Genomic DNA, 24,221 nt, shown 5'->3' with positions numbered 1-24,221 from the left:
AGTCGTGTCGCGTAAAGATGGGATTGGAGTCGATGACCTCTATTGGCCCTACCCACGGGCCTGGAACAATGTGAGATCAACTGCTTCTGCCATCGCCTCGTAGCCGGCGTCGTTCGGGTGAAGTTTGTCACCGCTATCGTACTTCGGAAGGATTTGCTTGGGGTCGTCGGGATCGCGAATCGCCTTGTCGAAGTCGACGACACCGTCGAATTCACCACTTGTTCGGATGAATTCGTTGACCTGTTGGCGCTTCTGCTCGCCCTCTGGGTAATAGTACCCCGCTCCTTTGAACGGTGTCAGCGTTCCACCGATAATGCGAACCCCCTTCGCGTGGGCGCGACGGATGAGTTGCTGATACCCATCGATGATCTGTTCTGCCGTCACACTGGGTTCTTCAGGACCGAGTTTCTCAAAGCCGATGTCATTGATGCCCTCCAAGACGATGACGTCAGTTACCCCGGTCTGGGCGAGGACATCTCGGTCGAATCGAGCGAGTGCATTGACGCCACAGCAGGCCGAGTCATTGAGTACGCGGTTGCCGGAGATGCCGGCATTCAGTACCGATTTCCGTAGGCTCTGACGGTCGTTAACCCGTTCTGCAAGGAAGTCGGGATAGGCGGCATTGGCGTCAACGGTCGAGGCAAAGCCGTCGGTGATCGAATTGCCGAGACAGGCTATCGTGCCAACCGTGTCCGGCGAGATCACCTCGACACCGTCGAGGTAGAACCAATGCGTGGTCTCTGTCGTGAACGGATCAGCATCCGTCGTATCGGTGTAATCGCCGCCCGTCGAGATGTACGACGTTTTCGTCGGAAGTGCGTGCCACGTCGTCGGTCCGGTTGCCCCGGCAGTGTAGAGATTCACGACGAGGTCTTGCTCTGATGGGACCTGTAGGTCGACAGCGTCGCTCAGTACACGGCCTCCAGGAGTCAGTGTGACATCGGTGTCGCCACCGAATGTGAGTTGCCGAAGTGTCCCAGATTCGACCGCCGCACTCCTGTCGGCTGCTCGCAGGCCCACTGAAACGCGGTCAAACGTGACCGAGCCATCACCAAACGTGTTCGCCAGCCGAATGCGGACGCCTTGGCCGCCCACACTCGTTCGAGTCATCATCCGGAGTGTCTGATTCTCGAACCCCTGATTGGAGATGCCACTTGAGTACGGTGTCTGCGGGCTTGCTGTCCACGTTCCTACGAACTGTGTGTCGGGACGACTGAGCGAGGCTGTACCACTCTTATCTGATTCACCGGTCAGCACCCCGGTCGCGGATCCGCCCAGTGCAAGACCCGACGCCGCGCCAATCGATTTTAGCGTTTCACGACGCGTCAGCCCAGTCATCGCTCGTTCCTCCGTATCTGGTGGTTGGGTTGTAGTCGCATTCCATGACACCAAATCACAAATTGGTATTTATATTTTTATATCAAAAATATGTTATTATGTAGTCGAGTCGACTTGCGTGCAGATCTGAACTACTGATCGGCTCGAACAGAGAATCACGGCCAAACGTCAAATGCGTTCAATGGTTTCAGACGCACCCGTGAGAGGTTGAAGCGGAGGTTCACCGCGTCTCTCTTGCTCATCCTGATTTTTCGTCGACGCCATCCGGGTATTCGAGCACCTCCTGGCTGACGATCTCCCGTTGCTCGACCAGGACGACGTCGTGACCGAGATCGCCCTCCGGTCCCTTCATTAACCGATGCTTCTTCTGGTAGCCTTCCGCGGTCAGCCCCTCAACGTGCTCGGCAATGATCTGCGCACCCCCGTTCGCCCATCGGCGGATGAAGATTGACCACTCGTCTCCCCATCGTTCGGTGGCTTCCTCCTCCAGTTTTACTGAAGCCATATCAATTTTAAGACCTGAGTGAGACATTCCTTGAGATCATAATTTCAGAATCTATTCCATGTCTTCTAGAACTGATGGAGTCATACCCATTCGAGGAACAACACCGTTGAACGAGTTCCCGACAAGGTCGCCAATTGGTGTTATTATACGATGTAGGACGCCGGACTCTAGATGTTGCCTGAACTCTGAGTCCACATCATAATATGACCCGTCTTCCCATCTCTGATAATTCGGCTTGAAATTGTCATGTTCTCCCGGAATGAATATATATGTATTAGCCTCTATACGGCCAAATTCTTCGGGTGTTTCCGACTCAGAGACTTGCCATGGTGCATCTCCTTCCTGGTACAGGTCTAATTCCAATTTAGCTTCACAGGTTAACCCGTCGGGTTCTTCGATAAGCTCTGGGTTGGTTACCTCGAACTGGCTAGATACTTGTCCCTGAATTGTTTGGCCCAATTCTGGTGAGATATCAATGTTTACTGATGTAATATAGTACTCTGGGAGTTCAAGACTAGAGATCATTTTGGTAGAGGCGCTTCCTCAGATTCTGTATCTGAAACCGGACGAAGGTGATACCCCTCTACGATGAGGTCTTCACCAGTCCGTCTGTCTTGGTAGTTTTCCACCTTTTCGTATGGCTCTCCCTTCATGTCGAAGGAATCGACGGAACCGAGCGACTCAAAGAGGCAATGGACGAACCGTGATCCAAATTCGCTGATTTCGTAGTAAGCCTCGTACTCATCTTCATCGGCATCTGCAGCCCGCTTTCTGATCATTCCACTGGTCTTGAGGGGATCAAGCGCGTTGGTGAGTTGCTGAGAGTACAGTTCAAGCTCATCTTTGAGTTCTGTAAATGATTTAGGCCCCTCTTCCAGTAATGTGGCTATCACGGCCTTCGCATTCTCCTTTTCAAACGCTCCAACCGCCTGCCTGATCTCAAGCGGGAACATTTCTGCCCGCTCAGTTGTAATATCGTCGGACATGATCAAACTTATTTGACTTTTGGTGGTACGCTTGGAGTTGATTCGGCCCTATTGGGGGCTGTCGATCCAACCTCCACGCCACGTGGTCAACATTTCTTTACCTGGGGTATTAAAAGTGTTGGTCAGAAATCACTCCTCTGTAAGTAGACATGGACAAGAGGTTTCCTGATGGATTAAGTGGTGAGGTCGAAAAAGTCAATAATAGGTCGGATAAGGCCCTCTATCAATATTTGCAACTCCATATCTTCGGTCCCTATACTGGCGATTGTGAAGCATTTCTGAACGAAGTCAAAATTCGGCTACAGAAGCACCGATTCAAGAGAGCAAAGATTTGTTCGGATCGAGAAGACGAACCACCAAATGGTATTTCACGGGAGGAAAAGGCAGAGTTCTGGCGTGATGTGAGCTATGATTTTGCGGACCATGCTGACACAGCAGTTTTCATTTTCCTTGAGGGTCAACTTGATCGCGCAGATGAACTCCCCGATCGCGCTTTCAAAGACGAACCCTTTGGACATGGAGAGACCCCATCAGACCTCAATTCATCACCCATACAAGAATTGAACTACTGGCTGCGTGAGATAGACGCAGAAAGGGAACGCACGCTTGTACTCTTCGAAGGGGACAAAGCCGATGACATTGGACCTGTTTTTCGGGGCGAGGTAAGCAAAGAAGGTGTCGATGTAGATGAGATTGATGCTAACAATCCAGAACAGGCCTTCAAACGCATTCATGGTGTAGCTCGAAATTGGGCAATGGACACCTGCAAGCAACGTTTACAAGACAGATACATACGAGATACTATTGATGAAGGTGTGTGAACAATTATATTGAATCGTGTATGAACCGAGCGATCCTCGTGGTCTTCGTGGCACTTCTCGTAGTTCTTGCGGGATGTGCGAGCGGTACTGAAGGAACCGAAGATACAAGAGACGACCCACAGGCGGTTGGGAAAGCCCTGGAAGTCGTCGACCTGAATGTCAAGGATGTCTCACCCGATGAGGAGTACATCGAACTCGAGAATACCGCCGATGAGCCTGTCGATCTCTCAGGGTTCGAGCTCCGTGACCGAGAGGGTGGACAGGTCGATGGCGGCCTCTCACCATTTTCGTTCCCAAGTGAATTCGTCCTCGAACCCGGGGACACAGTACGGATAACGACCGGTGAAGGCGACTCGACAGAGACCGAGCTGTACTGGGGGTACAACGTGAATATCTGGCGGGGCGATGGCGACGTGGTTCGACTTGTCGACGCCAACGATCAGGTCGTACTCGAGCACGCCTACGGTGATATTGATCTCGATGAGTCGGACGGCGATGGAGATGGCGGAGATGGTGACGAGAACGATGGAGACGGTGCGAGTACTGTCGAGGGCGAACTCGAGATTCATCACATCGACGTCGGGCAAGGCGATTCGACGCTCATCGTCACGCCAGCCAATGAGACGATCCTGATCGACAGTGGCGACTGGCGACAGGATGGCAGTGAGGTAATCGCCTACCTCGAGGCCCAGGGGATCGATCGGATTGATCACCTGGTCGCGACGCACGCCGATGCCGATCACATTGGCGGCCACGCCGCTGTGATCGAACACTTCGAGACGAACGGTGAGGGCGTTGGGGCCGCGTACGACTCGGGCGTCCCATCGGATTCAGCGACCTACGGGAACTACCTCGATGCCGTCGACGAGTACGGTGTCGATCTTCTCATCGTCGAAAGCGGTGACGAACTGCCGATCGAGGGTGACGTCTCCGCCCAGGTGATGCATCCGCCTGCCGGGGATACCGGGAGCGATGTCAACAAGAACAGTGTGGTGCTGGCATTCGAATTCGGCGACTTCCAGTATATGATGACCGGCGATGTCGACACCGGAGTCGAACAGCGACTGGTCGATGAGTGGGGAAGTGACCTCGAGAGCGACGTGTACAAAGCCGGCCATCACGGCTCATCGACCTCCTCAAGTGAAGCCTTCGTAGATGCCGTGGGCCCAGAGACGGCCATCATCTCGAGTGCCTACGACTCACAGTACGGCCACCCGAGCGATGAAGTGCTCGAACGGTTTGCCGATCGGGATATCGAAACGTACTGGACGGGGGTCCACGGCAATATCGTGGTTCGAACCGATGGCACGTCGATCGATGTGGACACGAGCGAGTCGTTCTCGACAGACGCCGAGGATATCCTCGCGGAAACGCCCGAATCCGACGACGAGACGAATGCACTGGCATCACGTCCGCGTGTCGCAGGTGATGTAGCCAGTGGGATTGATGGAGCTGTCGCGCCTGTGATGGGGTGAGAACGATGGATGGGACCTACACCGGCGTTGTTGACCGGATCGAGGACGGCAAGATCGCCGTGGTCTTGCTCGAGGAGGGCGAGCAGGTGATCGAGCAAATCGATGTCCCTGCCGATCGACTGCCAGAGCCCGCTCAAACGGATGGTGGTGTGCTTTCGGTGACGCTTGAGGAAGGAGAGGTGGTGTCGATGGAGTACCGAGCGGACGCAACGCGAGACCGCCGTGAATCTGCGCAGGAGAAACTTGATCGGTTGTCGGAGAAATTGTCCGATCGGGAGAAATGAGTCGGTTCTGGAGTTGGCGAAGGGAGACTTTCGAGGAAAGGATCAGCTGTAGTGAACGATTGGTTCCGTTTCGGCATCTCCGTCCGATAGAGAGGTAAATCTTGGACGGTCAAACGCTCAGTACAGGCGAGGACGTTACCGAAGCGGCCATCTACCTCTTTGATAGCTGTCAGAAACGGCGTGCTGAATACAGAGGGTGGCCTTGTTTAGACGCGCCTGGATGAACGGGTCAGGAGTCATTTTGATTGAACAAAATCCGTTGGTAAGCACATCACAGTACGGTTTCACACTTTGAGAACGATGCGTTAGTGCCGATCTCGCTCGCGTCTAAACAAGGCCCAGAGGGTGTATTCATCAGCGTGGTTGCTCACGAACGAGCCGTTAGGAAGGTCTGCGAATGGAGCGCTACCGTTGTACCAGTAGTTAGGGGCGTGCGAGGAGTACAGATGTCTCTACTGTACGGATGACACGGTCGGACGTACTGCCAAGAAGGTGTTCTTTCAATCCAGATCGGCCGCTTGCCCCCATCACGATGAGATCGATATCGTAGTCGGCGACGTATGTCGCGATCTCATCATGCGGATCACCCTCGCGAATGGTTCGGTTGTAAGTGACGCCCGCTTCCTCGGCCCGATTCACAGCGTCGTCGAGGACCGTATCGGCTTCCTCCTCAAGTGTCTCCGTTATCTCCGGCGCGATCATTCCCGACGCACCCGCAGACATCTCCGTCCCCACGTCTATGACGTGGAGGAAGTGAACAGTGGTCGTCTCTCGGTCCGCTATCTTAAGAGCATCGTTGAGTGCAGCCGTGCTTGAATCGCTCCCGTCCGTCGGGACCAAAATATCGTTGAACATACTTGATAGTCTCGCCTCGACACAGAAAAACCAGAAGCGAGCGAATGCATGGTACCCCAAGACAGTACTCAAAGTATAGTCGACCGGACTAATTACCAGTCAGCCCTTCGACTTGGGCTCGATCCAATGGATCTTCGATATCGCCCATCACCGCCTCGAGAAGATCGGTCACAGTGATGAGGCCGACGACAGCACCGTCTTCGATCACAAGCGCAAGTTCCTGATTTTCGGCCTGAAACTGGTCAATCGCGTCGCTGACGTCCGTGTCGGGCGAGAGCGTCATCGACGGCGCGGCCAGTTTGGTGAAATTGATGTCGCCGCTAGCTAGGTCATTGCGGTGTCTGAGGAGGACTGGTGTGTAGACGATCCCGCGGAAGTCGGTCAGATCCTCACCGACGAGTGGAAACCGCGTCTGCGGGTGCTCCTCCATCGTCTGGAAGTTCTCCTCGGCACTGTCCTGAGCCGACAGCGCGACAATCTCATCAGTGCCGACCATTACATCTTGGATTGGGTGTTCGCCGACCCGAAAGGCATTCATCACCTCCTCGCGACGCTCGTTGGACAGATCCCCCTCCTCGAGAACCGAGCCGAGTTTGTTCCGGAGGTCGGCGCGAGACTCGATGACATCCTCTTCAGTCTCAAGCCATGCGCCGGTCATCTCAACCCCGAACAGCCTGAGCGTCCACTTCGCGATGGCATCGCCGAGCGTGATGAGCGGCGAAATGATCCAGTGGAACCAGTACAGTGGTGCCGCACCATACCGACAGACCATCCGCGAGCGTTCGACGCCAAGGTATGTCGGCGTCTGCTCCCCGTGGGTCAGGTGGACGAGGTTGATGAGGAGGAAGGCGAGAATCGCCCCCGCTCCGACCGTTGCTAGCACTGTATTTGCGAACAGCGGTTCAAAAATGGCCGCCAACGCTGGTTCGGCGACGATCCCGACGGCGATGCTCGAGGCCGTGATCCCGACCTGACACGTGGTGAGATAGATCTCGAGGTTGTCGGTCATCTCCCACGCCCGCTCGAGGGAGGGATTACCGGCGACGAACTCCTCTTCCGTGAACTGCCGCGCCCGAGTTAACGCGAACTCGATGGCAACGAAGAAGCCGTTCGTAAGGATGAGTAAGAGACCTGCAATGATGCGGCCTGTGATTTCGAATGAGTTCCTGACCATGGTTCTCAGCCTCGGACGTACCGGCTTTCCGCAAAGGAGGGCTGATACTGTTTCCGAGTTGCTCCTGCGAGCATCGCTGTCGCAACTGCGTCACTCGCAATCATAACGAGAAACAGAACCACCAAGAATAGCAGCATGAGAAGAACAAGGATCATATCTCTATCCATAATTATCCTTGTGTCACTTGCGTGTATGCCCACAATTTTTCGGGTAACTGACTTTGCGAATTATTGTGCATTCAGTGACACCCGTGTTTGCAGTCGGATACACAGAAATGTTGGCTTTCAAATGACGGCTTCTTCAACGAATCAAGATTTCACTGCGCCAACTCCTCACGAGTGTGTGAATTGACAAAGACTGTAGGGTACCCCCTCAGAACCGATCACTTGCTCTCTGTCGATATGAACCCCCGACGTGCCCGCTGTGCGTTTCGGGACTCGCTTATCAGCCCGATCGCAGTGAGAGGAAGTCAGCGGCTCATAGAGCAGATTGATTAGCGAGCAGACCAGTCGGTTCTCGGGTTAGCGGAAGGAGACTCTTGAGAAAGGGTCGTCTGTACTACAGTAACTCAACGAACTACCGAGATACTGTCAAAAGAGCCCTGGTGAATTCCACATCGCGAGTGATGAACGCTCGACAGGTCAGCCTTAGATATTAATCCGGTTGAGAGTTCTACATATTTCTGACATTCAATTCTAGTCTGAAAAGAAGCTAAATACAGGATCGTTGAACACTCACGTAAGATGTACGACCTGACCGGGTTTCAACGTGACCTGCTGTACGTGATCGCAGGTGCCGACCAGCCGTCAGGCCAGGACGTCAAGGACGAAGTGGATAAGTACTACAACGCCGACATTAACCACGGCCGGCTCTATCCGAATCTTGACATGCTCGTTAAGAAAGAACTTGTTGAGAAGGGGCAACTCGATCGTCGGACGAACTACTACGCGATCACCGACGCGGGAGAGGAAGCAATCCAGGACCGTCGGGAGTGGGAGAGGCAGTTCGTCGATCTCTAAGTTATGGAAACCTCTCACCGATTGGCAGTTCGTCGACTGCCTCTTTTGGGGTGACATCCCATGTAACCAGCCGATCGGCGGCCAGTTGCCACGCGTGGGCGGCAAGTTCAGGATCAACGTCCACGGTTTCGTAACTGAATTCGACGAGTACGACCGCAATCAGGAGGTCTTCCTGACGATTAGAGAGCATCGCTGACCTTGGCCGCGGCTTCTGGTAAAAAGTCTTGGTAGAATCAGGGCGAGAGAGTCGAGGAATAGGGGGTGTCTGGCCGGACAAGCACAAATCCATGCCCTCTCGCCACTTCAGTGGAGCCACCCATGGCAATTAATTCTAATGGCCGAGAAGATATTCCATTGACATATCCAGAAGAAACGGAACCAACGCGGTCACTGTAAGCGTGTTCGACGATATTCAGTCGAATATGCGCGATCAGGAACTGGCGTGATCAGATACGCACTTAGCAAGTGGCCCTTAGAACTCTGCGGCGACGTCAAGGCGATAGTCGATCGACTTATCCGTAGGTTGGGCCAGCCGGAGATCACGGACGGCCAGGGGACCGTTTCGAACACGTCGATCGACTTCGCTGTAGATTGTATACTGGAGTAGCGAGGAATAGAGTCGAGGCAGACGATCAGTGGGTAGGCTCTTCGCCAGCCTGCTCGGGCTGGAGCCAGTAGACACGAGCGCGAGCGCCGATCTTTTTCGTCGCGACGACGTCGTCGTCGACGAGCTCGTTAAGCTTGTTCGCTGCCGTCCGCCGCGACATATCCAGCCGATCGCCGACGCCTGTGGCGTCCATCGGCTCCGGATAGACCTCGCGGAGTAGCTCGAGGACCTCGCTGCTCGAGTACTTTTCTTTGAACTCTCCGGTCTCCTCCTGGTCGAGATCGCCGCGCACTTCGCCCATACCTACCGATAGAACACCGATCACTATACTGCATTCCCTCAACGGAAAGCACACGCGAGTAACGTTTAAGCCGATCGAGAGGAAAGAAGCGGCCGGTCAAGATCGGTCACCGGGGTAACCCACGACTCCGGCTTTTCACCGATCCTCCGACGTTCCTGAGTGGCGACGCCGGCGATCGCGCGGACGTCGACGTCGCGCACGCTACGCCGAGTCGTCGCGGTCGCGGTCTAGGAACTCTTTACGGACGATGTCCCAACCGTTCTCAGCGAACGCCTTGCTCGACTGTCGGCGAAGGGTCTGGAGCGCCTCGTAGCGCGGGTCGTCGTCGTCGATCGCATAGAGGGTCGACGTTCCGGACTCGGCGACCTCGACGAGCAGGCCGGACGCCAGGAGTTCGTCGCGAACGGTCGCATACCAGCTGGACGTCGAGATCCCGGCCGCGCGGCAGATGTCCGTGGCGTTCCGGGGCCGCGAGTTGAGCATCGCGAGCAGGACCTTCGCTTTCGCGCTGTTACCGATCAGAGCGATCAGCGGATCGGTCTCGACGAGGTCGGCCGGCGATTCGAGGGCGTCGACGTCGAGTTCGACCGTCCCGTCCGGTCGCATTATCGGAATGCCGTTCTCGTCGGTCGCGAGGCCGTAGCCGGTCTCCTCGTCGACGTAGCCGTAGTACCCGCGCTCGATGAGCTCGTCGTGACGCCGGGCCGGATCGATCTCGCGAAGTTCCTCGATCTCCTCGCGCGTGATCCCCAAGTCGGCCGTCACGCGCTCTCGCGTCTCTTGGCGGTCGGCCTCGAGGTTGGCACTGTGTGTATTCGGATTCGATCCACCATCTGCCATGAGTCTCCGTCGTGGCATGGCCCACCCTTGTCCAGTCAAATACATATTTTTGTCCAATTAATCGGACACAAGTGCCCACTATAGAAAGGCACTTGTCCGATATAATAATGGTAATCCTCAAAGGAAGCCATAATGTGGAAGGTGTTCTATTATCTAATTGCCGGGGCAGAACCCAGCGGAGGAAACGGCCACCTATGACCGACCTCAGACGCGAGGTGCCGGAAGACAAAAAACGACTCAAAGCCGTGGTCAGCCGTCGTGATCCGCTTGCTTGCAGCTTTCGCACTTCTCGACGGTCAAATCGTCTGTAGCGGATAGATCACCCGTAGTTTTTTGGTCGATCTCGGCTTCCTCAAGGACATCGCCACAGGCGAGTGTCAATTCATCGTTACCGTCATCGACGACCCGGTGCCACTGGTCGTCGCGATCTTTGACCCATGACCAGAGCGGTTCTGATTCATCGACCAAATCGTATGGATCGGCGACGACTTCTCGATCGACAGTGGCCCCAACTTGTACTTGAATCCGTTCGACGACGTGCTGGCCCTCATCATTGAGAAAGAGGAGTTCTTTCTCATGGACACGGCCGTCGACATCCTCGACGTCGACGAGACCACGCATATGGTAGGCATGTTCTGTAGTCGACCCGTCGGCCCAGTGCTTTTGCTGGATCGCCCACTTCTCTCCCCAGCGTTCGCGGGCGAGCTCTTCTAGACGTTCGAACCGGTTGATGCCGGTCTTACTCATCGTGTATCGCCTCCTTTGGCTTCAGAACCTGCTTTTACTTCTCGATATCGGGAACTTCATCAGGCTCTCAACGTTTGCTGGAATCCTCAGAAAATGACAGGTATAGATCCTCGATATTCAGTACAGGCGAAGTAGTGAGCAAACAATCTCTCACTGAAATTTATAGTACCTCAACAAAATACGTATGGTATGAGCGTTGGAGATACTCTGACTGCCGTGGGACAGTCAGAAATATCGCTTCTGAATGCAGTTTCAATCGTTATCGCTACCGCACCGTTTGGAAGCCTATTCGGGTTTTTCTTCACGACCCACTTCGTCTCCGAGGAGACAACAGCAGTGTGGCTGACAAGTACCCTGTTTGCCGTTCTGGCTTTAATCATCTGGTCGATTTGGTTTGAGTGAATCGCTCAGTTCGCCCATCTACGTAACAGTTGTTCCAGGCAAAATCACATCTGATGAATAGGGTTTCAATAGAAGCGTCTCAGTAGAATCGGAGCGAGAGAGTTGTGTAATGGGGGTGCCTGACCGGATACCAATAGATCTCCACTCCCTCGACACTTCAATGAAGTCACTTGTGGAAATTAATTCTAATGGTTAACTATTATCATATTGTCGATCTTGGAAGAAACAGATCTGCCCCGGTCAGCCCTAAGAGTGCTCGTCAACGCATTCCCAGTATGTACAAACAGGAACGGAACCGTCGGATCGTCAGATACAGTTCGACAAGCGCCTCCTGGAACTCCGTGGTGGCGACGTCGAAGCGATGGTCGATCGACTCGCCCGCGGGTTCGTCGATGGCGACCTGGTCGCGATCCGCGATCGCGGTCGCGAGGCACTGGTGTACGACGACGCCATGGCGGATCTGCTCGATGGCCGGCTCGATCTCTACCGGATTGATCGGGACGGGTCAACATCGCGTCTCGAGACAGGCCTGGCGGGGCGATCTTGAGGAGTGGCTCGCTGACCATCGCGACGAACTGGACTGGGTTCACCACGAGTGGCGATGACGCTACTTAGTATGGCTCATCAGTAGGGAACCGATCGGTGGACTGGTTTGTCATCCTGAAATTGAAGGTGCGACCACACACAGTCAGGGTATGACACAACTCTGGCTCGTCCCCGTCGACGAACCATCGTTCTAGGAGACGCTCGCTGACCCCATCGATCTCAGTGATCAGGACGAAAAGCCCGACGAATTTCCTGATGTAACTCGAGTGTGGGATGTTCGGACCGATCCAGAGCAAGGAGACTGGAAACGGAACAAGCGGAATCTCGAACGGATAGAGACGGGCGATCCGTTGTTGATCTACCGGAACAGTCTGAGTCGGTACCATGCGAAAGGCCGAATCGGGGAATTTTGGCTCGACACGGAGTATGTCCGGGACGAGTTCTGGAACGGCGGGCCAGCGCTCGATATCTTTGCCGTCGGGGAGTACGAGGAGATCGACGTCGATCGAGAGACGGTCAACGACAGCCTCGGCTACAAGGATCAGTTCTGGCCACAGGGACTCTGGCGTGTCGCTGACGATCGGCCAACTGATCGGATTGTTCGGAAGTTCGACATCTGAGGGCATGTTTGAGTACGGCGTTGCCTTTCTACCGCATTCCAGCACGCTGTGTCGCCAAGGGGACAACACAAAAAATTACAGCGCCCCCGCCCCCCTCCGCACGCGGATTTCCAGTTGAAGCACGTGAAAGAGGGGTCAATCACATCAAATTAGATAGAACATATGGTTAGATTCTAATTGTATGATATGCCATCTATTGAAGCTGCTACCGTACTTTTAACAGTTCTTTCGAGCATCCAAGAAGGGTGACGGCGGCTACGCTGGCTGGGTGGGCTATTGCTCCGCGTCTGAACGAGGCTAAAAGCTAGTATAGCCCCAACGCTGCCACCGGCAGTTCTACTTTTTCTGGTGTTGAACCGACCAGAATTTGGGGCGGAAGTACGTGACAAAGAGGATAGTTAGGAAGTCGTAAATCGGCCTCGTATTGGGCCGTCGGGATGGGACAGCCATTGCCAGTTCTCCATCTCACGAAGCGGAACACCACGTCTATTCGCCGTGATCTTATTGATGTCTAATTTTCCGTCGGATGCTATTTTACCGTACACCTCAATTTCTTTGAACCCTTTCCAGTGCTCTGTCGAGAGACGCAGGTCGATTGTGACAAAGCCCTCGTCTCTGATCTCGTCGTCGCTCGTGAGCAGCCCGACGATCACGATTCGTGGGCTATCACCATCGATGATATATGGATTATTCTGGAGGTTCTCGGAGTCAACTCGCTGTCCATCAATTCTCACAATCTTATCAGTCTTCCATGGCTGCCCGCCGTGTTCATACCAAAAATCGATACTCGACAGTTCAGCCCTGTCTGCGCACCAGAGATAGAAGTCAAGGTGGACATCATAAGTCTTGAAATCATCCGTGTCTTTCGAGCCGGGCCCCATCAATGTCCGTCGGAAGATGTTCGCTGCTTGTTGGTCGATAGGGAGTATAGTGAGGGGCGGCTGGACTGGCAACATGAGATAATGGAGAACGACAAACAATGCTAAGGCGAACACTACCCCAAAGATAAGTTCTCCACTTGTCTGCGCGAGGAGTGCGCCAGAAATAACGGAAATAAGGACTTCTATGGCTATTTGTCGTGAATCTTCTTGGAGGGTGGCACCAACTAACATAGCGATATACTACGACATCCACTACGATAAATAGAAGCCATCTTCTGTATTCAGTAGACAACCCCTATCAGTTATTGTGTATTTCAACAGAGCCACCTACGAGGGTTTATAGATGAAGCCACAGCCACACAAGGGCGGCATGCGACACCCACAAGAAGACCTGTTGATCGTCTACGCATTGGTATTGCTCACGCAGGAGTACAAAGGAAGGGAGAAAGAAGATTGGGCCTTGAACCTTGCCGCTGACATCACTGATCAGCATGGTCTGCGACATAGCCGGCCGGCGTCGAGTGAGGCCCCACATAGGGGCCAGCGCTGCTCAAGTTCATCGACGACGCTCTGGAACGACTCCGTGCGAGTGAGCGAGAGATCGGCCAGGTACGATTCGCGTTCTGCGGGTTCGGTTTGATCGGGCTGGTCGGGCCAGTCAACTATCCTGTCTCTGTCGGTCTCTGGTCGCTACTCATCGCCTTCTTCCTCGCAAACAATGTTGCGAAGTTCTTCAAGCAAATCTCGGTGGTGTTCGTCGAGTACTTCGACGTCCTCCTCAAGTGCATCCAGTTTCGTCCTAATTCGACTCACAACGCGGTAACGATAATTGTCAGTCACGTCCGCGTCGCCGGAGAGGATCTCACGTTCGCGCTCAGTGAGAAGCCCCCGGTACTGGTCATCAGCCATCTCTGGCTGTTTGTTTTTCGTCGCCATACATGACTGTATCCAGTCGCCACCAACATATAATTACTGCATACAGTATCGTTACTATCAACAGTAATGTTTATGTGACTGCATATAGTAAGTTCTGATAGAGGCGCAGGATAGTCGGAAAACTCTCGGCCGGGTGTTCCAGCACCCGACCTGCGCTTCTGGTGCTACAGAAGCAATGTCGACTACAACCACGACCCACGAAACGATTTCGGAAGAATCGGCAGAAACGGAACCCACCCAGATCGACCTAAGTACGATCGCGGCCCAGACGACATCGACGGTCGACGCGCTCCCGGACTGGGAGGTCCACAACGCGGCGTGTCACGCAGTCCGCGACACGCTCAAGCGCGCCGTCGAAACGGAGGGGATCTGAAATGCAGGTCAACACGCGCCCGAACCTGGACTGGGAGAAAGCCTATCAGCAGTACCGGGGTCCCGAACCGTCGATCGACGAAGCGGAGGCAGTCGCCGGTCCCGAAGGCGTCCTGACCGACGGCGGCGAGGATAGCCACGCCGAGCCCGCCGAGACCCAACTGCGCATGGCCGACGGCGCGGGCGACGGCGATCGCGGTCCGCTGTACGTCGGCGATCACGTCCATGACGTCACCGAGGACGACGACGAGAAGACGATGGTCGTTGTCGAAACGACGCCGCACAACGCCGACGAGTACCGCCTCGAGGGCACGAACAAGACCGTCGCGGACGTCAACCCCGAGTTCGATCCAAAGGATGACGTGTACGAGGTCGTCTACCCTGATCGAACTACCAAGTCGATCGAGACGCTGAAGCGCTACGCGTTCCCCCGAAGCCGACTCGAGCGCGTTGCATCCGTCCACGACGTCGGAGGTGAGGAGTGATGGCGATCGAGGCCAGTAGCGCCGACGTCGCAGGGGCGCTCGAAGGTGAGCAGGTGACGCCACTCCCGCGATCGTTTCTCGTCGAGGCCAGCGGACCGGCGACGATCATCCGCGAGCATGGCGACGTGACCGAACGAACCGAAGGCGAGGTCGAGATTTCCTACCGGATCGAGACCCTCGAGGAGTTCGGTGAGTTCTGGGCGCTGCGGAACAAGCGCCACCCGAAGCAGAAGGCGATCCACAAGCTACTCGGGCGGCAGGACGACGACCAAGTTCGGTACGACGAACAGGTCGAAGAGTGGGATGTCCAGATCGACGGCCACGTCCAGGCCTACTTCGGCCTCGCCGAGACGATCGTCGAGTTCGACGGTGACCTCGACGTCTTCGACGCGCCGGATCGACGGTTCTTCCAGCGCATCGCGAACAACATCGGCAAAGACGTCGACGAACTCGTTGCGGGCTTCGCTCACGACCTGAAACCATCCTCGCTGTGGGGACCTGGCGCTCGAATTGCCGAACTCGCAGTCAAGCACGGCAACCGGGAGAACCTCGAGGGACATGTCGAGGCACTGCTCAAGGAGGTCGATGCATGATGGCAGCCGCCGAAGCCGAGTCCATCCAAGAGGACGTCGACGGCATCGATCGCCGAGCACTGACGCAGTACCTCACCGTCCTCGAGGACGTCAGCCGCGTCGCCGGCGCCGATGGCCAGTATCTCGTCGTCTCGGAGAGCGGCTCGGAGTACCTCGTCGACACGAGGCTGAAGGCGTGCGAGTGTCCCGATCACCGGTACCGCGAGCGAGAGTGCAAGCACCTCAAACGGGTCGCCTACGCGACTGGCGCTCGGCCGGTCCCGTCGGTTGTCGATCGCGACGACATCGCCGGCGAGCTCGGCGAGCACTGCAGCGGGGAACCGCGGTGGTCGCGATGACCGAGCGAGGGTTCGACGTTCGCTGGCGTGGTGTCGATGGCAAAATCCGGAAGGTCGCGTTCGAACCGATGGCCGGCGGCGATCACATGCGGATCGAATACGAGCGCATCGCTGGCATGTGGAAGCCGGTGGGTCGCGAACCCGTCGAGGACGTCGCGATCGAGTGCGCTGACGGTGTCGTGGAGGGGAGATAGATGGGGCTCAAACGTGGCCTTCTCGCGGCGATCATCGAGACACTCCCCCTCGTGAGTGTGGCCGACGCCACGGGTGACGGTGAACTTGAGCTCGTGATCGGCCCGCAGCCCAGCGGGGCCGCTGGAACAGTGCTCCGACACACCGACAACCGGACAGTCGAGATCGGCCGCCTCGTGATCGTGCTGGGGGTGCGGTAATGCGTGACGCGCTCGCCCCTGAGACGGAGTACAAACTCATCCGGAGTGAGACGCCAGTCTGGGACGACGGCTTCAAAGTCGGCGAACCGACCGGCGAAATTGAGTGCTGTGGGTGTGGAAAGTCGGCGCTGAACATTGACGAGATCCCACATGCGTCGGACTGCCCGCAGCGCTGGGCGAAGACCGATTTCTGGCGCGATCGCTTCCTCCAGAAGTAGTCCTTTCTGATCCTATTTCATCCTCCGCCGGTGACACGTATTCGACAACTGTGATAAGTACAGATGTGAACTAAGTACGGATATTTAGTGCGTGTGAATTCAAACACAGTTCATGAAATGTGAACGATGTGGGAAAGATACCTCTGTCGAATGTTACGATGTAGACGGGTTTACCGGGTATCTTTGTGGCGAGTGCGAGGAAGTGTGGGAAACACTTCTGGACAAAGAATGTTAATCTCCAGTAGAAACGATGGGGGTGGGGGTGTGTGACGGGCTTTGAACTACCAAGCCCTCCAGAATCAATTTTTTCTCATAAGTCCTAACTCTGTATTTGTCCTGTATTGAGAGATATAAGGGTTGTCTGAACTGAACAGACCTTTCTTGGAACTGCTGATAGACTTCTGAACTCACCAGTTCCTTATCCGTGTCTGGATACACTGTACATACGCGGCCATTGGTTCAATTGCCCAACTACGAGTTGATGGCCGCAATACTTCTTCATGATCATCGTGACCAAAACAGAACATCAGATACTGTTGTATTCTCGTTTATTCGGTCCAATCGGTTCTGGTGAATCACTAGGCGGCGTCGACTTCCAGGGATAAGATCCGATAACTTGAGGCGCTATTCTGGGACAATTTAGCTACGATTTCGAAGGAATCCATGATAGCGGAGCGATTGGACTCTGCCACAGGCCCTCTAAAACCACTCAACCTAACGCCGTATGGCGATTCAGCAAAGCCATCCAATCTAATCGGATCTGGAATCCAGTTTCTGTCCCTTGACCCGGGCAAATCGCGAAACGTCTGGGTTTTATCAGCCTTGACAGAGTGTTCTGATTGGGTTTGAGATAGATGTCTGACGACGATGAAATCCAACGGGCGGCACTCCAATGTGCTAATTGCGGATCAATTGTGCCAGCCCAGATCAAGCCGAATGGGACGGTTACCCCACTCGGAGCGGCCAACACATGTGACTGTGAGGAGTCTGATTTTCAAGTCCTTAGTAAAGATGACCCTGCTAACGAGGAGTAGCGAGGCTTGCTTTTCCCTGCTGAATGGCTTTATATGTGACCTACTTTCATCTCACTTGCCTCGGGCATACCCCCCAGAGGAATTCTTCTATGGAAGGTGAATGAGTTCCTCTCCCGAGGCAGCTTTCACTGCCAGGAGTTCTCGTGTCCCAAATATCGTTTCAATAGAGCTGCTACCCCTATAACGAAAATACAATTCGGAATTGCAAGTAGTCTTTTTGTGTTACCTGATCGTCGGACAGAATATGATCGCGGATCCGCGGGTGTTCGACGACAAGTTCATTCCACCCAATCTGCTGCATCGAGAGGACGAGATCGAGCAGCTTCTCCGCCGATTCACGACCGGCCCCTGCGACACGGACGCACTCATCTCGGGCCCGAGCGGGGTCGGCAAGACACTCCTCGCGAAGAAGGCCGTCGATCGTCTTCAACGACAGACGGGCGTCACCCGTGTCTTTGTTGATTCACTCGGCAAAACCACTGGGGGCGTCCTTCGAGCAGTCCTCGAGCAGCACCCAAATGGACCAGACGACGTCCCACGGACTATGACAGTGGACGTGGCCTGCCGCGAACTCCGCGACGCGATCGACGACGAGACGATCGTCGTTCTGGACGAAGGTGACGACCTGCCGGAGACCGAGGCGATCGGCGAACTACTCGCGATTGCCGATGTGACCGTCGTCGCGATCGCTCACGATGGGACCGACTGGCTCTCGCGACTGGACGTCGACGACGGCCATCCATTCGACCAGGAACACGTCGAACTCGATCGCTATCGCGTACCCGAGCTCGCGGATATCCTCGAGCGGCGGGCCCGGCAGGGATTGCACGGGGACGTCGTCTCGCGAGCGCAACTCGAGGCGATCGCGGATGAGGTCGCTGGCGTTGCCCGCAAGGGAATCCAGTCGTTGCGAGCCGCTGCCGAGTTAGCACACGATCGTGGCCATCTTTGGATCCAGGATCGCGACGTCGACGATGCCTACGAGCGCGCGCAGCACCGGATCCGAGAGTTGAACCTGGAGTCACTCCCGTATCATCATCAGGTGCTCTACGCGATCGTCCACGAGGCCGGTGAGCTTTCGGGTGAAGAGTTACACGATCGCTATGATGCAGTGGCCGATGCGGTCTACGAAGGGACGCCCGTCTGTCCGATCGGAGAACGGGCCCGGCGTAATAAGTTCCCGAAGCTCGAGGCGTACGATCTCATCGCATTCGACGGGACGACCAAAGATCGGGTCTACGAGGCGATCGATCCGACTATCGAACCAGTCGTCGAGTTGCCGGACAATCCGACACTCTCCCGATAGTCTGATCGACTGAGAGCGCATCGGATGATCTCCATCGATCTGAGTTCACGTCTGATAATTGATCGGGTTGTGTTGAACTCCTATTCTTTAGATATAGTGCGATCTGAAACAGCTGTTATGTGGAGAGTGCGGACATACCGCTGATACTTCTATCAGTAATCGGTGATGTTGGCAGAGCCGTGCTGAATACAGGGGTGTATCCACCATTCTGTACGGTATAAACCAAATTAGAGAAACCGGTTGTTATAGGTAGTCTATCCCTCGTGGTCACTCGCCGCAGGTAGTGTAAACGAGAATGTTGTCCCCTCGCCAGGTTCGGAGTCGATCCAAATATCACCATTGTGGCGCTCGACGATGCGCTTGCACACCGCGAGCCCGATCCCCGTCCCTCCATGTTCGTCTGGGGGGTGGAGGCTCTGGAACACCTCGAAGACGCGGTCGGCGTCGTCTGGCTCGATACCGATCCCCTCGTCGCTGACCGAGACGACCCATTTAGCATCGTTTCGTTCGGCTGAGATATCCACCTTGGGCGGTTCATCGTCGCTGTACTCAATGGCGTTGTCCAGCAGGTTTTGGAACACTTGGCGCAACTGCTCCTCGTCACTGTTGACGCGTGGCAACGAGTCAGCGGTGATTTCGGCGTCAGTCTCCTCGATCCGGACTTGAAGATCATCGCAGACGTCCTCAACGACGGCGTTCAACTCGACTGGCTCAAAGTCGTCACCCTGTGTCTCGACTCGTGAGTACTGAAGGAGCCCATCGATCATGTTGCGCATTCGGTCGGCGCCGTCGGTGGCGAACTCGATGAACTCCTGCGCATCCTCGTCGAGGTCGTCAGCATAGCGTCGTTCGATGAGTTGGAGGTAGCTGGAGACCATCCGCAGGGGTTCTTGCAGGTCGTGAGAGGCGGCGTAGGCGAATTGCTCCAGGCGTTCGTTCGATTCCTCGAGCCTTTCGATCAGTTCTTCGAGTCGCTGCTCGCGCTGTTTACGTTCGGTGATGTCCTGAACCGCCCCGCGGAACGAGATGACCTCGTCGTCGACGGTCTCCGGATCTCCCTGAAGTCGAAGCCAGCGTATTTGGTCGCTGGCCGCCGTCCGGAGCCGCACCTCGACATCGAAGGGGTCGCCGGAGGCGAGCGCGTCCTCGACGGCATCCTCAACGATCGGTTTGTCCTCCTCGTGATACATGTCGAGCGCCTCGTCCAGCGGGGGTTCCTCGTCGGAGTGTACCTCCAGGAGTTCGAAGACGTGGTCGGTCCAGAACACGTCCTGGGTCTGTGGATTGAGCTCCCAGCCACCGACGTCCGCGATGCGCTCAGTCCGCTCAAGCAAGTCGAGTGCCCGTTCGAGTTCACGTTCGTGTTCCTTTTGCTCGGTGATATCTTGGGCGAAGCTCAGTCCGGCATATATCTCGCCGTCCGCATCCCGTAACGGTGTGGCCCATACCCGCCAGTCGCGACCGACAACCTCGGTTTCGATGGTTCCGGTCTCGCCGTCTTCGATGGCAGTTCGGAATAACGGCTCGAGATCCGTCACGGCATCGTCGGAGTATAGCTCTGGCATTCGTGTCCCTTCGATTTCCTCTGCGCTGGGTGCGGGGTCGCCCACTTTCTCCCCTGCCGCCAGCGTGTACCGGAGGTCGTGGTCGTAGACGCCGACCGTCCCGTTCGGAAAGTTCTCGGTCAATGTACGGTAGAGTCGCTCAGATTCTTCGAGTTGACGCTGCGCCTCCTTGCGCTCGGTAATGTCGCTCAGGGTGACGACTCCGCGGGTCACCTCGCCAGTCCCGTCCCGGATCGGCATGCCCTCCGCTCGGATGATCCGTCGCTCGCCGTCAGCAGTGTCAATCTCGAAGATATCGGGTTCGGTCACCTCTTCGCCGTTGACCACACGGGCCAGCGTCATCTCCTCAGGTTCGACTCGCACGTCCGAATGAGCCCATCGCACCGGGTACCGGTCGTACTCCTCGATGGAGTCGGCGTCGAAGACGTCCCCGCCCCAGATCATGTGTGCGGTATCATTGGCCTCGATTATCTCTCCGTCAGCCTCCGCGACGACGACACCGACCGGGAGCACCTCGAATAGAGTCTCGAGGTGCTCCTTATTTCGCTCGAGTTCGCGTTCGCGTTTCTTGCGCTCGGTAACGTCCTGGACGACGATCATGCCAGCGAACACCTCGTCTGTGGCGTCCCTTACCGGGAGAGCGTGCACGTGGAGGTATCGGCCCCTGAACTCGATCTCGAAGGTACCGGCCTCTCCCGCGAGTGCGCCCTGGAAGTATGGTTTGATTTGTTCAACGAGATCGTCCGAATGGATTTCGTGGATGGTTCTTCCGATTCGGTCCTCCGGCTCCATATCGAGCGTATTCAAGAGCTGTCCACCAACTGCGGTGTACCGCATATCCTCGTCGAACATACCCACCGATCCATTCGGGAAGTTCTCGACAAGCGTCCGGTACCGCTGTTCGCTCTTTTCGAGCCTGCGCTCGTTCTCACGTTGCTCGGTCACGTCCTCAAACACGAATACGGCCCGTTCCAGTTCACTGTCCTCGTTCAATTGCGGGGCGCCGTTGACTGACACCCAGACGCGCTCACCGGAGGGCTTGCGAAGGCCGAGGACCTGATCGTAGATCGCCTCTTCCTCCGTGACTACGTGGTCAAACGGTGCTTCTCCCGTCTTGAGCGGCTTGCCATTCTCGTCAACGAGATCCCAGCGAGGGTCGTCGTGGGAGAAACCGCTGAGTTCGTCACGGGAGCGACCGTATATCTTCTCGGCGCGCTCATTGGCGAAGGACACCTCGCCGTCGGCGTCGACGACCGCGATTCCGACGGGACTGGTCTCGACGATTCCTTTGACGAGATCGCGTTCTTGTCGGAGTTCGCGTTCCGCCTGCTTGCGGTCGGTGATGTCGCGCACGACCCCTATGGACCCCTGCAACGTGCTATCTTCGACGACCAGGTGTAGCTCCATTTCACACGGGATTGTGTCACCGTCGGCCGTCCAGGCCGTGAACTCGATGGCCTCGTTCTGACGGTCGTCGGCGGTGAGCCGCCGATCGATCTCGTGCTGGATACGGCTGACGTCGTCGTCGGCGAGCATGAGCGACGCGTGCTCGCCGAGGATCTCCTCTCGAGAGTAGCCGGTTAATTCGACGATGGTATCGTTCACCGCGACGAACCGCCCATCGGCGTCGAGCTGGTAGATACCGTCGTCGACCATATTGACGAGAGTAGAGTAGCGATCGAGTGCGTGTTCGCCGGCAGCGTCCGCCCAGAATCTGCCCCCTGAACTCCTTGCTTGATCGCTCATATGAACGATGGTGGGTCCCAGGTAGGATAAGTTCGTCGTGTACTGACCGGGTCGTGAATTCCTCCTCGATTGGATACCATGAGACGGCAGGTTCCACCCTCGTTCCAGATTTCAGGCACCGGTCTCGCATTCGATGAATGAGTCTCCTGAGAACGCCGTTGTCGGAGCCATACTCTGTATTCAGCAGGCCATTTTTGATAGCTATCAGATCGATTGGGGACAGGACCGGTAACAGCTTCACCTGTACTGGACGGCAACTATACGTGCGTACTGATCGATGATGATTCAACCAAGTAGTCGAGAACTTCTGACTGACTCGATGCATGTTTCTCGCCCTATACCAGGTTATGGTAGCCATTGCCACATCCGCCATCCAGCGGCACAGTCTGGTTACTCAGGGTCCGGTCATGACGTCCCCAAAGCCAGCAAAGAGGACGATGAGATAGGTCGGGATGATGAGCCACGGTAGATAGCAGATGGTTCCCCCGATGACGAGTGTAACCGTCGGTGACGTGTCTTTGTTTGAGTACCAGTCAACCCCATGAACTGGCAGCACGTACAGCAGCAGGGCTGGCCACAAAAGGACCGAGACCGCGGTCGCCACTATGATACCGTCCAGTCCGGCTACATAGAGCGGCGATGCATCGGTTGGCGGTCGGACGTCGAGGCTCAGCGAAATGACACTCCCACAGAGAAACCCCCAGCACACCGCCGGGAGCGGTATCCAGAGAACGTAGTTTATGTGCCAATCGAAGGAAGAAAGCAAGCCGAAGAGTTGACGAAAGTGTTCCGTAAGGAGGAAGGGCGACCAGAAGAGTGCGATGAGCAATCCGTAGAGTCCACTGACAATTGCGAGAAAGACCCCCATATGCAGAATTGCAATCGGTTCGATATTCATTTCGCATACGATTTCTACCTACCAGCATGAATCTTGTGTTCCGATTGACATCACTCTCCGATTGAAAACGTCCTCTGTATCTGACAACTTTTTGAGAATAAATTGATACTTCGATAACTGTTTTACATGAATAGAACGCGCAAAGGGGGCAAGGATGATCGATTTTTACAAGCAGTATAGAAATAAGATCGGATCGACAGTTATGTCATGAGTAGCAGGGGGTGACGTATACGTTACTCGGAAATACTTATTGCTGAGACACAAACCGATCAGTGCATGAGTGACACAGATGTCATCGTCGTCGGTGGCGGGCCGGCCGGATTGAGCGCTAGTCTCTACACGCAGAAGAACGGGCTCGAAACGATTCTCTTCGACACGGACTCGACGTGGATGCACAAGGCCCACCTGTTCAACTATCTCGGTATCGGCTCGATAGATGGGTCGGCGTTCATGGAGACCGCGAGAACGCAGGTAGACCGTTTCGGTGTCGAACGAAAGCAGGGTGAGACGGTCGAAGCCGTCACTCCCTCGGACAACGGGTTTGTTGTCGAAACACCAGCGGACGAATACGAGGCCACCTACGTCGTGCTTGCGACCGGCGCAAACCGTGACTTGGCAGAATCGCTCGGCTGCTCGTTCGATGGAGATGTCGTAGACGTTGATGTCACGATGGAGACGACCGTTACCGACGCGTACGCGACAGGAGCGATGGTTCGAGCCGAAGAGTGGCAAGCAATTATTTCCGCCGGTGACGGTGCAGCTGCCGCGTTGAATATCCTCTCGAAGGAGAAGGGGGAGCACTATCACGACTTCGACGTTCCGGAGGACGCCGCCGGCGTATTTGGCGCGATGGCAGCCGAAGAGTAGCGGAAAAGCGGGTGTACAGCGGCGCGTTCGTCCTTCTTCCGAGTGAGTAGTCCTACACAACGTCCCTGAT

At 55.6% G+C, this 24,221-nt stretch carries 30 protein-coding genes; 15 read left to right on the top strand and 15 right to left on the bottom strand.

All coding sequences use genetic code 11. The annotated features are described in order from the left end of the window. Positions 1-48: 48 nt before the first annotated feature. The 4 genes from MUG98_RS11625 to MUG98_RS11610 all read right to left on the bottom strand — a co-directional run bounded on the left by MUG98_RS11625 (position 49) and on the right by MUG98_RS11610 (position 2,829). The gene (locus MUG98_RS11625) at positions 49-1,338 is read right to left on the bottom strand and encodes an SGNH/GDSL hydrolase family protein (protein ID WP_265112270.1); all 1,290 of its coding nucleotides are present in this window, start codon (positions 1,336-1,338) and stop codon (positions 49-51) included. 238 nt (positions 1,339-1,576) lie between these two features. Then, entirely contained in the window at positions 1,577-1,843 is a 267-nt protein-coding gene (locus MUG98_RS11620; protein ID WP_265112269.1) for a hypothetical protein, read from the bottom strand. Positions 1,844-1,894: 51 nt separating this feature from the next. After that, positions 1,895-2,368, bottom strand: a complete 474-nt coding sequence (locus tag MUG98_RS11615) for a hypothetical protein (protein ID WP_265112268.1) — start codon at positions 2,366-2,368, stop codon at positions 1,895-1,897. Continuing rightward, positions 2,365-2,829, bottom strand: a complete 465-nt coding sequence (locus tag MUG98_RS11610) for a hypothetical protein (RefSeq protein WP_265112267.1) — start codon at positions 2,827-2,829, stop codon at positions 2,365-2,367. Before MUG98_RS11610 ends, MUG98_RS11615 begins: the two co-directional genes overlap by 4 nt. Positions 2,830-2,978: 149 nt before the next feature. Between MUG98_RS11610 and MUG98_RS11605 the strand changes: the two genes are divergently transcribed. Genes MUG98_RS11605 through MUG98_RS11590 form a run of 3 tightly spaced genes read left to right on the top strand, consistent with a single transcriptional unit; the run spans position 2,979 to position 5,409 of the window. After that, the gene (locus tag MUG98_RS11605) at positions 2,979-3,650 is read left to right on the top strand and encodes a hypothetical protein (RefSeq protein WP_265112266.1); all 672 of its coding nucleotides are present in this window, start codon (positions 2,979-2,981) and stop codon (positions 3,648-3,650) included. A 47-nt stretch (positions 3,651-3,697) separates the two neighbouring features. Next, positions 3,698-5,125 carry a lamin tail domain-containing protein gene (locus tag MUG98_RS11595; protein WP_425601090.1) on the top strand — a complete coding sequence of 476 codons (1,428 nt, stop codon included), beginning with the start codon at positions 3,698-3,700 and terminating at the stop codon, positions 5,123-5,125. A 5-nt stretch (positions 5,126-5,130) separates the two neighbouring features. Beyond that, entirely contained in the window at positions 5,131-5,409 is a 279-nt protein-coding gene (locus tag MUG98_RS11590; protein ID WP_265112265.1) for a DUF3006 domain-containing protein, read from the top strand. A 423-nt stretch (positions 5,410-5,832) separates the two neighbouring features. On the opposite strand, the gene MUG98_RS11585 is transcribed toward MUG98_RS11590, so the two are convergent. Both MUG98_RS11585 and MUG98_RS11580 read right to left on the bottom strand, forming a co-directional pair. Next, positions 5,833-6,264 carry a universal stress protein gene (locus tag MUG98_RS11585; RefSeq protein ID WP_265112264.1) on the bottom strand — a complete coding sequence of 144 codons (432 nt, stop codon included), beginning with the start codon at positions 6,262-6,264 and terminating at the stop codon, positions 5,833-5,835. A gap of 88 nt (positions 6,265-6,352) precedes the next feature. After that, positions 6,353-7,438, bottom strand: a complete 1,086-nt coding sequence (locus tag MUG98_RS11580) for a hemolysin family protein (RefSeq protein WP_265112263.1) — start codon at positions 7,436-7,438, stop codon at positions 6,353-6,355. 743 nt (positions 7,439-8,181) lie between these two features. Here MUG98_RS11580 and MUG98_RS11575 point away from each other — a divergent pair. Continuing rightward, positions 8,182-8,457, top strand: a complete 276-nt coding sequence (locus MUG98_RS11575; RefSeq protein ID WP_265112262.1) for a PadR family transcriptional regulator — start codon at positions 8,182-8,184, stop codon at positions 8,455-8,457. Position 8,458: 1 nt separating this feature from the next. Here MUG98_RS11575 and MUG98_RS11570 read toward each other — a convergent pair whose 3' ends face one another. From MUG98_RS11570 to MUG98_RS11555, 4 genes are all read right to left on the bottom strand, one after another. Continuing rightward, positions 8,459-8,647 carry a hypothetical protein gene (locus tag MUG98_RS11570; RefSeq protein WP_265112261.1) on the bottom strand — a complete coding sequence of 63 codons (189 nt, stop codon included), beginning with the start codon at positions 8,645-8,647 and terminating at the stop codon, positions 8,459-8,461. 442 nt (positions 8,648-9,089) lie between these two features. Beyond that, complete coding sequence (locus MUG98_RS11565) at positions 9,090-9,365, bottom strand: Fic family protein (RefSeq protein ID WP_265112260.1); 276 nt, start codon at positions 9,363-9,365, stop codon at positions 9,090-9,092. A 201-nt stretch (positions 9,366-9,566) separates the two neighbouring features. Further along, positions 9,567-10,223, bottom strand: a complete 657-nt coding sequence (locus MUG98_RS11560) for a hypothetical protein (RefSeq protein ID WP_265112259.1) — start codon at positions 10,221-10,223, stop codon at positions 9,567-9,569. A 231-nt stretch (positions 10,224-10,454) separates the two neighbouring features. Further along, on the bottom strand, positions 10,455-10,952 hold the full coding sequence (locus MUG98_RS11555) for a hypothetical protein (protein ID WP_265112258.1): 498 nt from the start codon (positions 10,950-10,952) through the stop codon (positions 10,455-10,457). A gap of 189 nt (positions 10,953-11,141) precedes the next feature. Between MUG98_RS11555 and MUG98_RS11550 the strand changes: the two genes are divergently transcribed. Together MUG98_RS11550 and MUG98_RS11545 are read left to right on the top strand one after the other, a co-directional pair. Further along, positions 11,142-11,354, top strand: coding sequence for a hypothetical protein (locus tag MUG98_RS11550; protein WP_265112257.1), 213 nt, complete (start codon positions 11,142-11,144; stop codon positions 11,352-11,354). A gap of 361 nt (positions 11,355-11,715) precedes the next feature. Continuing rightward, complete coding sequence (locus MUG98_RS11545; protein ID WP_265112256.1) at positions 11,716-11,901, top strand: hypothetical protein; 186 nt, start codon at positions 11,716-11,718, stop codon at positions 11,899-11,901. A 64-nt stretch (positions 11,902-11,965) separates the two neighbouring features. On the opposite strand, the gene MUG98_RS11540 is transcribed toward MUG98_RS11545, so the two are convergent. From MUG98_RS11540 to MUG98_RS11530, 3 genes are all read right to left on the bottom strand, one after another. Then, a complete protein-coding gene (locus tag MUG98_RS11540) occupies positions 11,966-12,565 on the bottom strand; it encodes a hypothetical protein (RefSeq protein WP_265112255.1) in 600 nt (199 codons plus the stop codon). A 353-nt stretch (positions 12,566-12,918) separates the two neighbouring features. Beyond that, a complete protein-coding gene (locus tag MUG98_RS11535; RefSeq protein WP_265112254.1) occupies positions 12,919-13,632 on the bottom strand; it encodes a hypothetical protein in 714 nt (237 codons plus the stop codon). A 459-nt stretch (positions 13,633-14,091) separates the two neighbouring features. After that, the gene (locus tag MUG98_RS11530) at positions 14,092-14,337 is read right to left on the bottom strand and encodes a hypothetical protein (RefSeq protein ID WP_265112253.1); all 246 of its coding nucleotides are present in this window, start codon (positions 14,335-14,337) and stop codon (positions 14,092-14,094) included. Positions 14,338-14,512: 175 nt separating this feature from the next. On the opposite strand from MUG98_RS11530, the gene MUG98_RS11525 reads away from it, so the two are divergent. The 8 genes from MUG98_RS11525 (at position 14,513) to MUG98_RS11490 (ending at position 19,075) form a co-directional block, all read left to right on the top strand. Then, positions 14,513-14,710, top strand: coding sequence for a hypothetical protein (locus tag MUG98_RS11525; protein WP_265112252.1), 198 nt, complete (start codon positions 14,513-14,515; stop codon positions 14,708-14,710). Position 14,711: 1 nt separating this feature from the next. Further along, positions 14,712-15,194, top strand: a complete 483-nt coding sequence (locus MUG98_RS11520; RefSeq protein WP_265112251.1) for a hypothetical protein — start codon at positions 14,712-14,714, stop codon at positions 15,192-15,194. Next, a complete protein-coding gene (locus MUG98_RS11515; protein WP_265112250.1) occupies positions 15,194-15,787 on the top strand; it encodes a hypothetical protein in 594 nt (197 codons plus the stop codon). Before MUG98_RS11520 ends, MUG98_RS11515 begins: the two co-directional genes overlap by 1 nt. Next, complete coding sequence (locus MUG98_RS11510) at positions 15,787-16,125, top strand: hypothetical protein (RefSeq protein WP_265112249.1); 339 nt, start codon at positions 15,787-15,789, stop codon at positions 16,123-16,125. The genes MUG98_RS11515 and MUG98_RS11510 overlap by 1 nt, the downstream gene beginning before the upstream one ends. Further along, on the top strand, positions 16,122-16,319 hold the full coding sequence (locus tag MUG98_RS11505) for a hypothetical protein (protein ID WP_265112248.1): 198 nt from the start codon (positions 16,122-16,124) through the stop codon (positions 16,317-16,319). The genes MUG98_RS11510 and MUG98_RS11505 overlap by 4 nt, the downstream gene beginning before the upstream one ends. Continuing rightward, on the top strand, positions 16,320-16,517 hold the full coding sequence (locus MUG98_RS11500; RefSeq protein WP_265112247.1) for a hypothetical protein: 198 nt from the start codon (positions 16,320-16,322) through the stop codon (positions 16,515-16,517). Continuing rightward, complete coding sequence (locus tag MUG98_RS11495; RefSeq protein WP_265112246.1) at positions 16,517-16,735, top strand: hypothetical protein; 219 nt, start codon at positions 16,517-16,519, stop codon at positions 16,733-16,735. Before MUG98_RS11500 ends, MUG98_RS11495 begins: the two co-directional genes overlap by 1 nt. 1,278 nt (positions 16,736-18,013) lie before the next feature. Then, a complete protein-coding gene (locus MUG98_RS11490; RefSeq protein ID WP_265112245.1) occupies positions 18,014-19,075 on the top strand; it encodes a Cdc6/Cdc18 family protein in 1,062 nt (353 codons plus the stop codon). Positions 19,076-19,329: 254 nt separating this feature from the next. On the opposite strand, the gene MUG98_RS11485 is transcribed toward MUG98_RS11490, so the two are convergent. Continuing rightward, entirely contained in the window at positions 19,330-22,386 is a 3,057-nt protein-coding gene (locus MUG98_RS11485) for a PAS domain S-box protein (RefSeq protein WP_265112244.1), read from the bottom strand. Positions 22,387-22,780: 394 nt separating this feature from the next. Continuing rightward, positions 22,781-23,284, bottom strand: coding sequence for a DUF8162 family protein (locus MUG98_RS11480; protein ID WP_265112243.1), 504 nt, complete (start codon positions 23,282-23,284; stop codon positions 22,781-22,783). A gap of 276 nt (positions 23,285-23,560) precedes the next feature. Between MUG98_RS11480 and MUG98_RS11475 the strand changes: the two genes are divergently transcribed. Further along, positions 23,561-24,151, top strand: a complete 591-nt coding sequence (locus MUG98_RS11475) for an NAD(P)/FAD-dependent oxidoreductase (protein ID WP_265112242.1) — start codon at positions 23,561-23,563, stop codon at positions 24,149-24,151. Positions 24,152-24,221: the final 70 nt, after the last annotated feature.

Origin of the sequence: Halosolutus halophilus (assembly GCF_022869805.1) — an archaeon.
Lineage (GTDB): Archaea > Halobacteriota > Halobacteria > Halobacteriales > Natrialbaceae > Halosolutus > Halosolutus halophilus.
The sequence above is the reverse complement of the archived record's forward strand: the minus strand, read 5'-3'. Positions and strand labels throughout refer to the sequence as shown.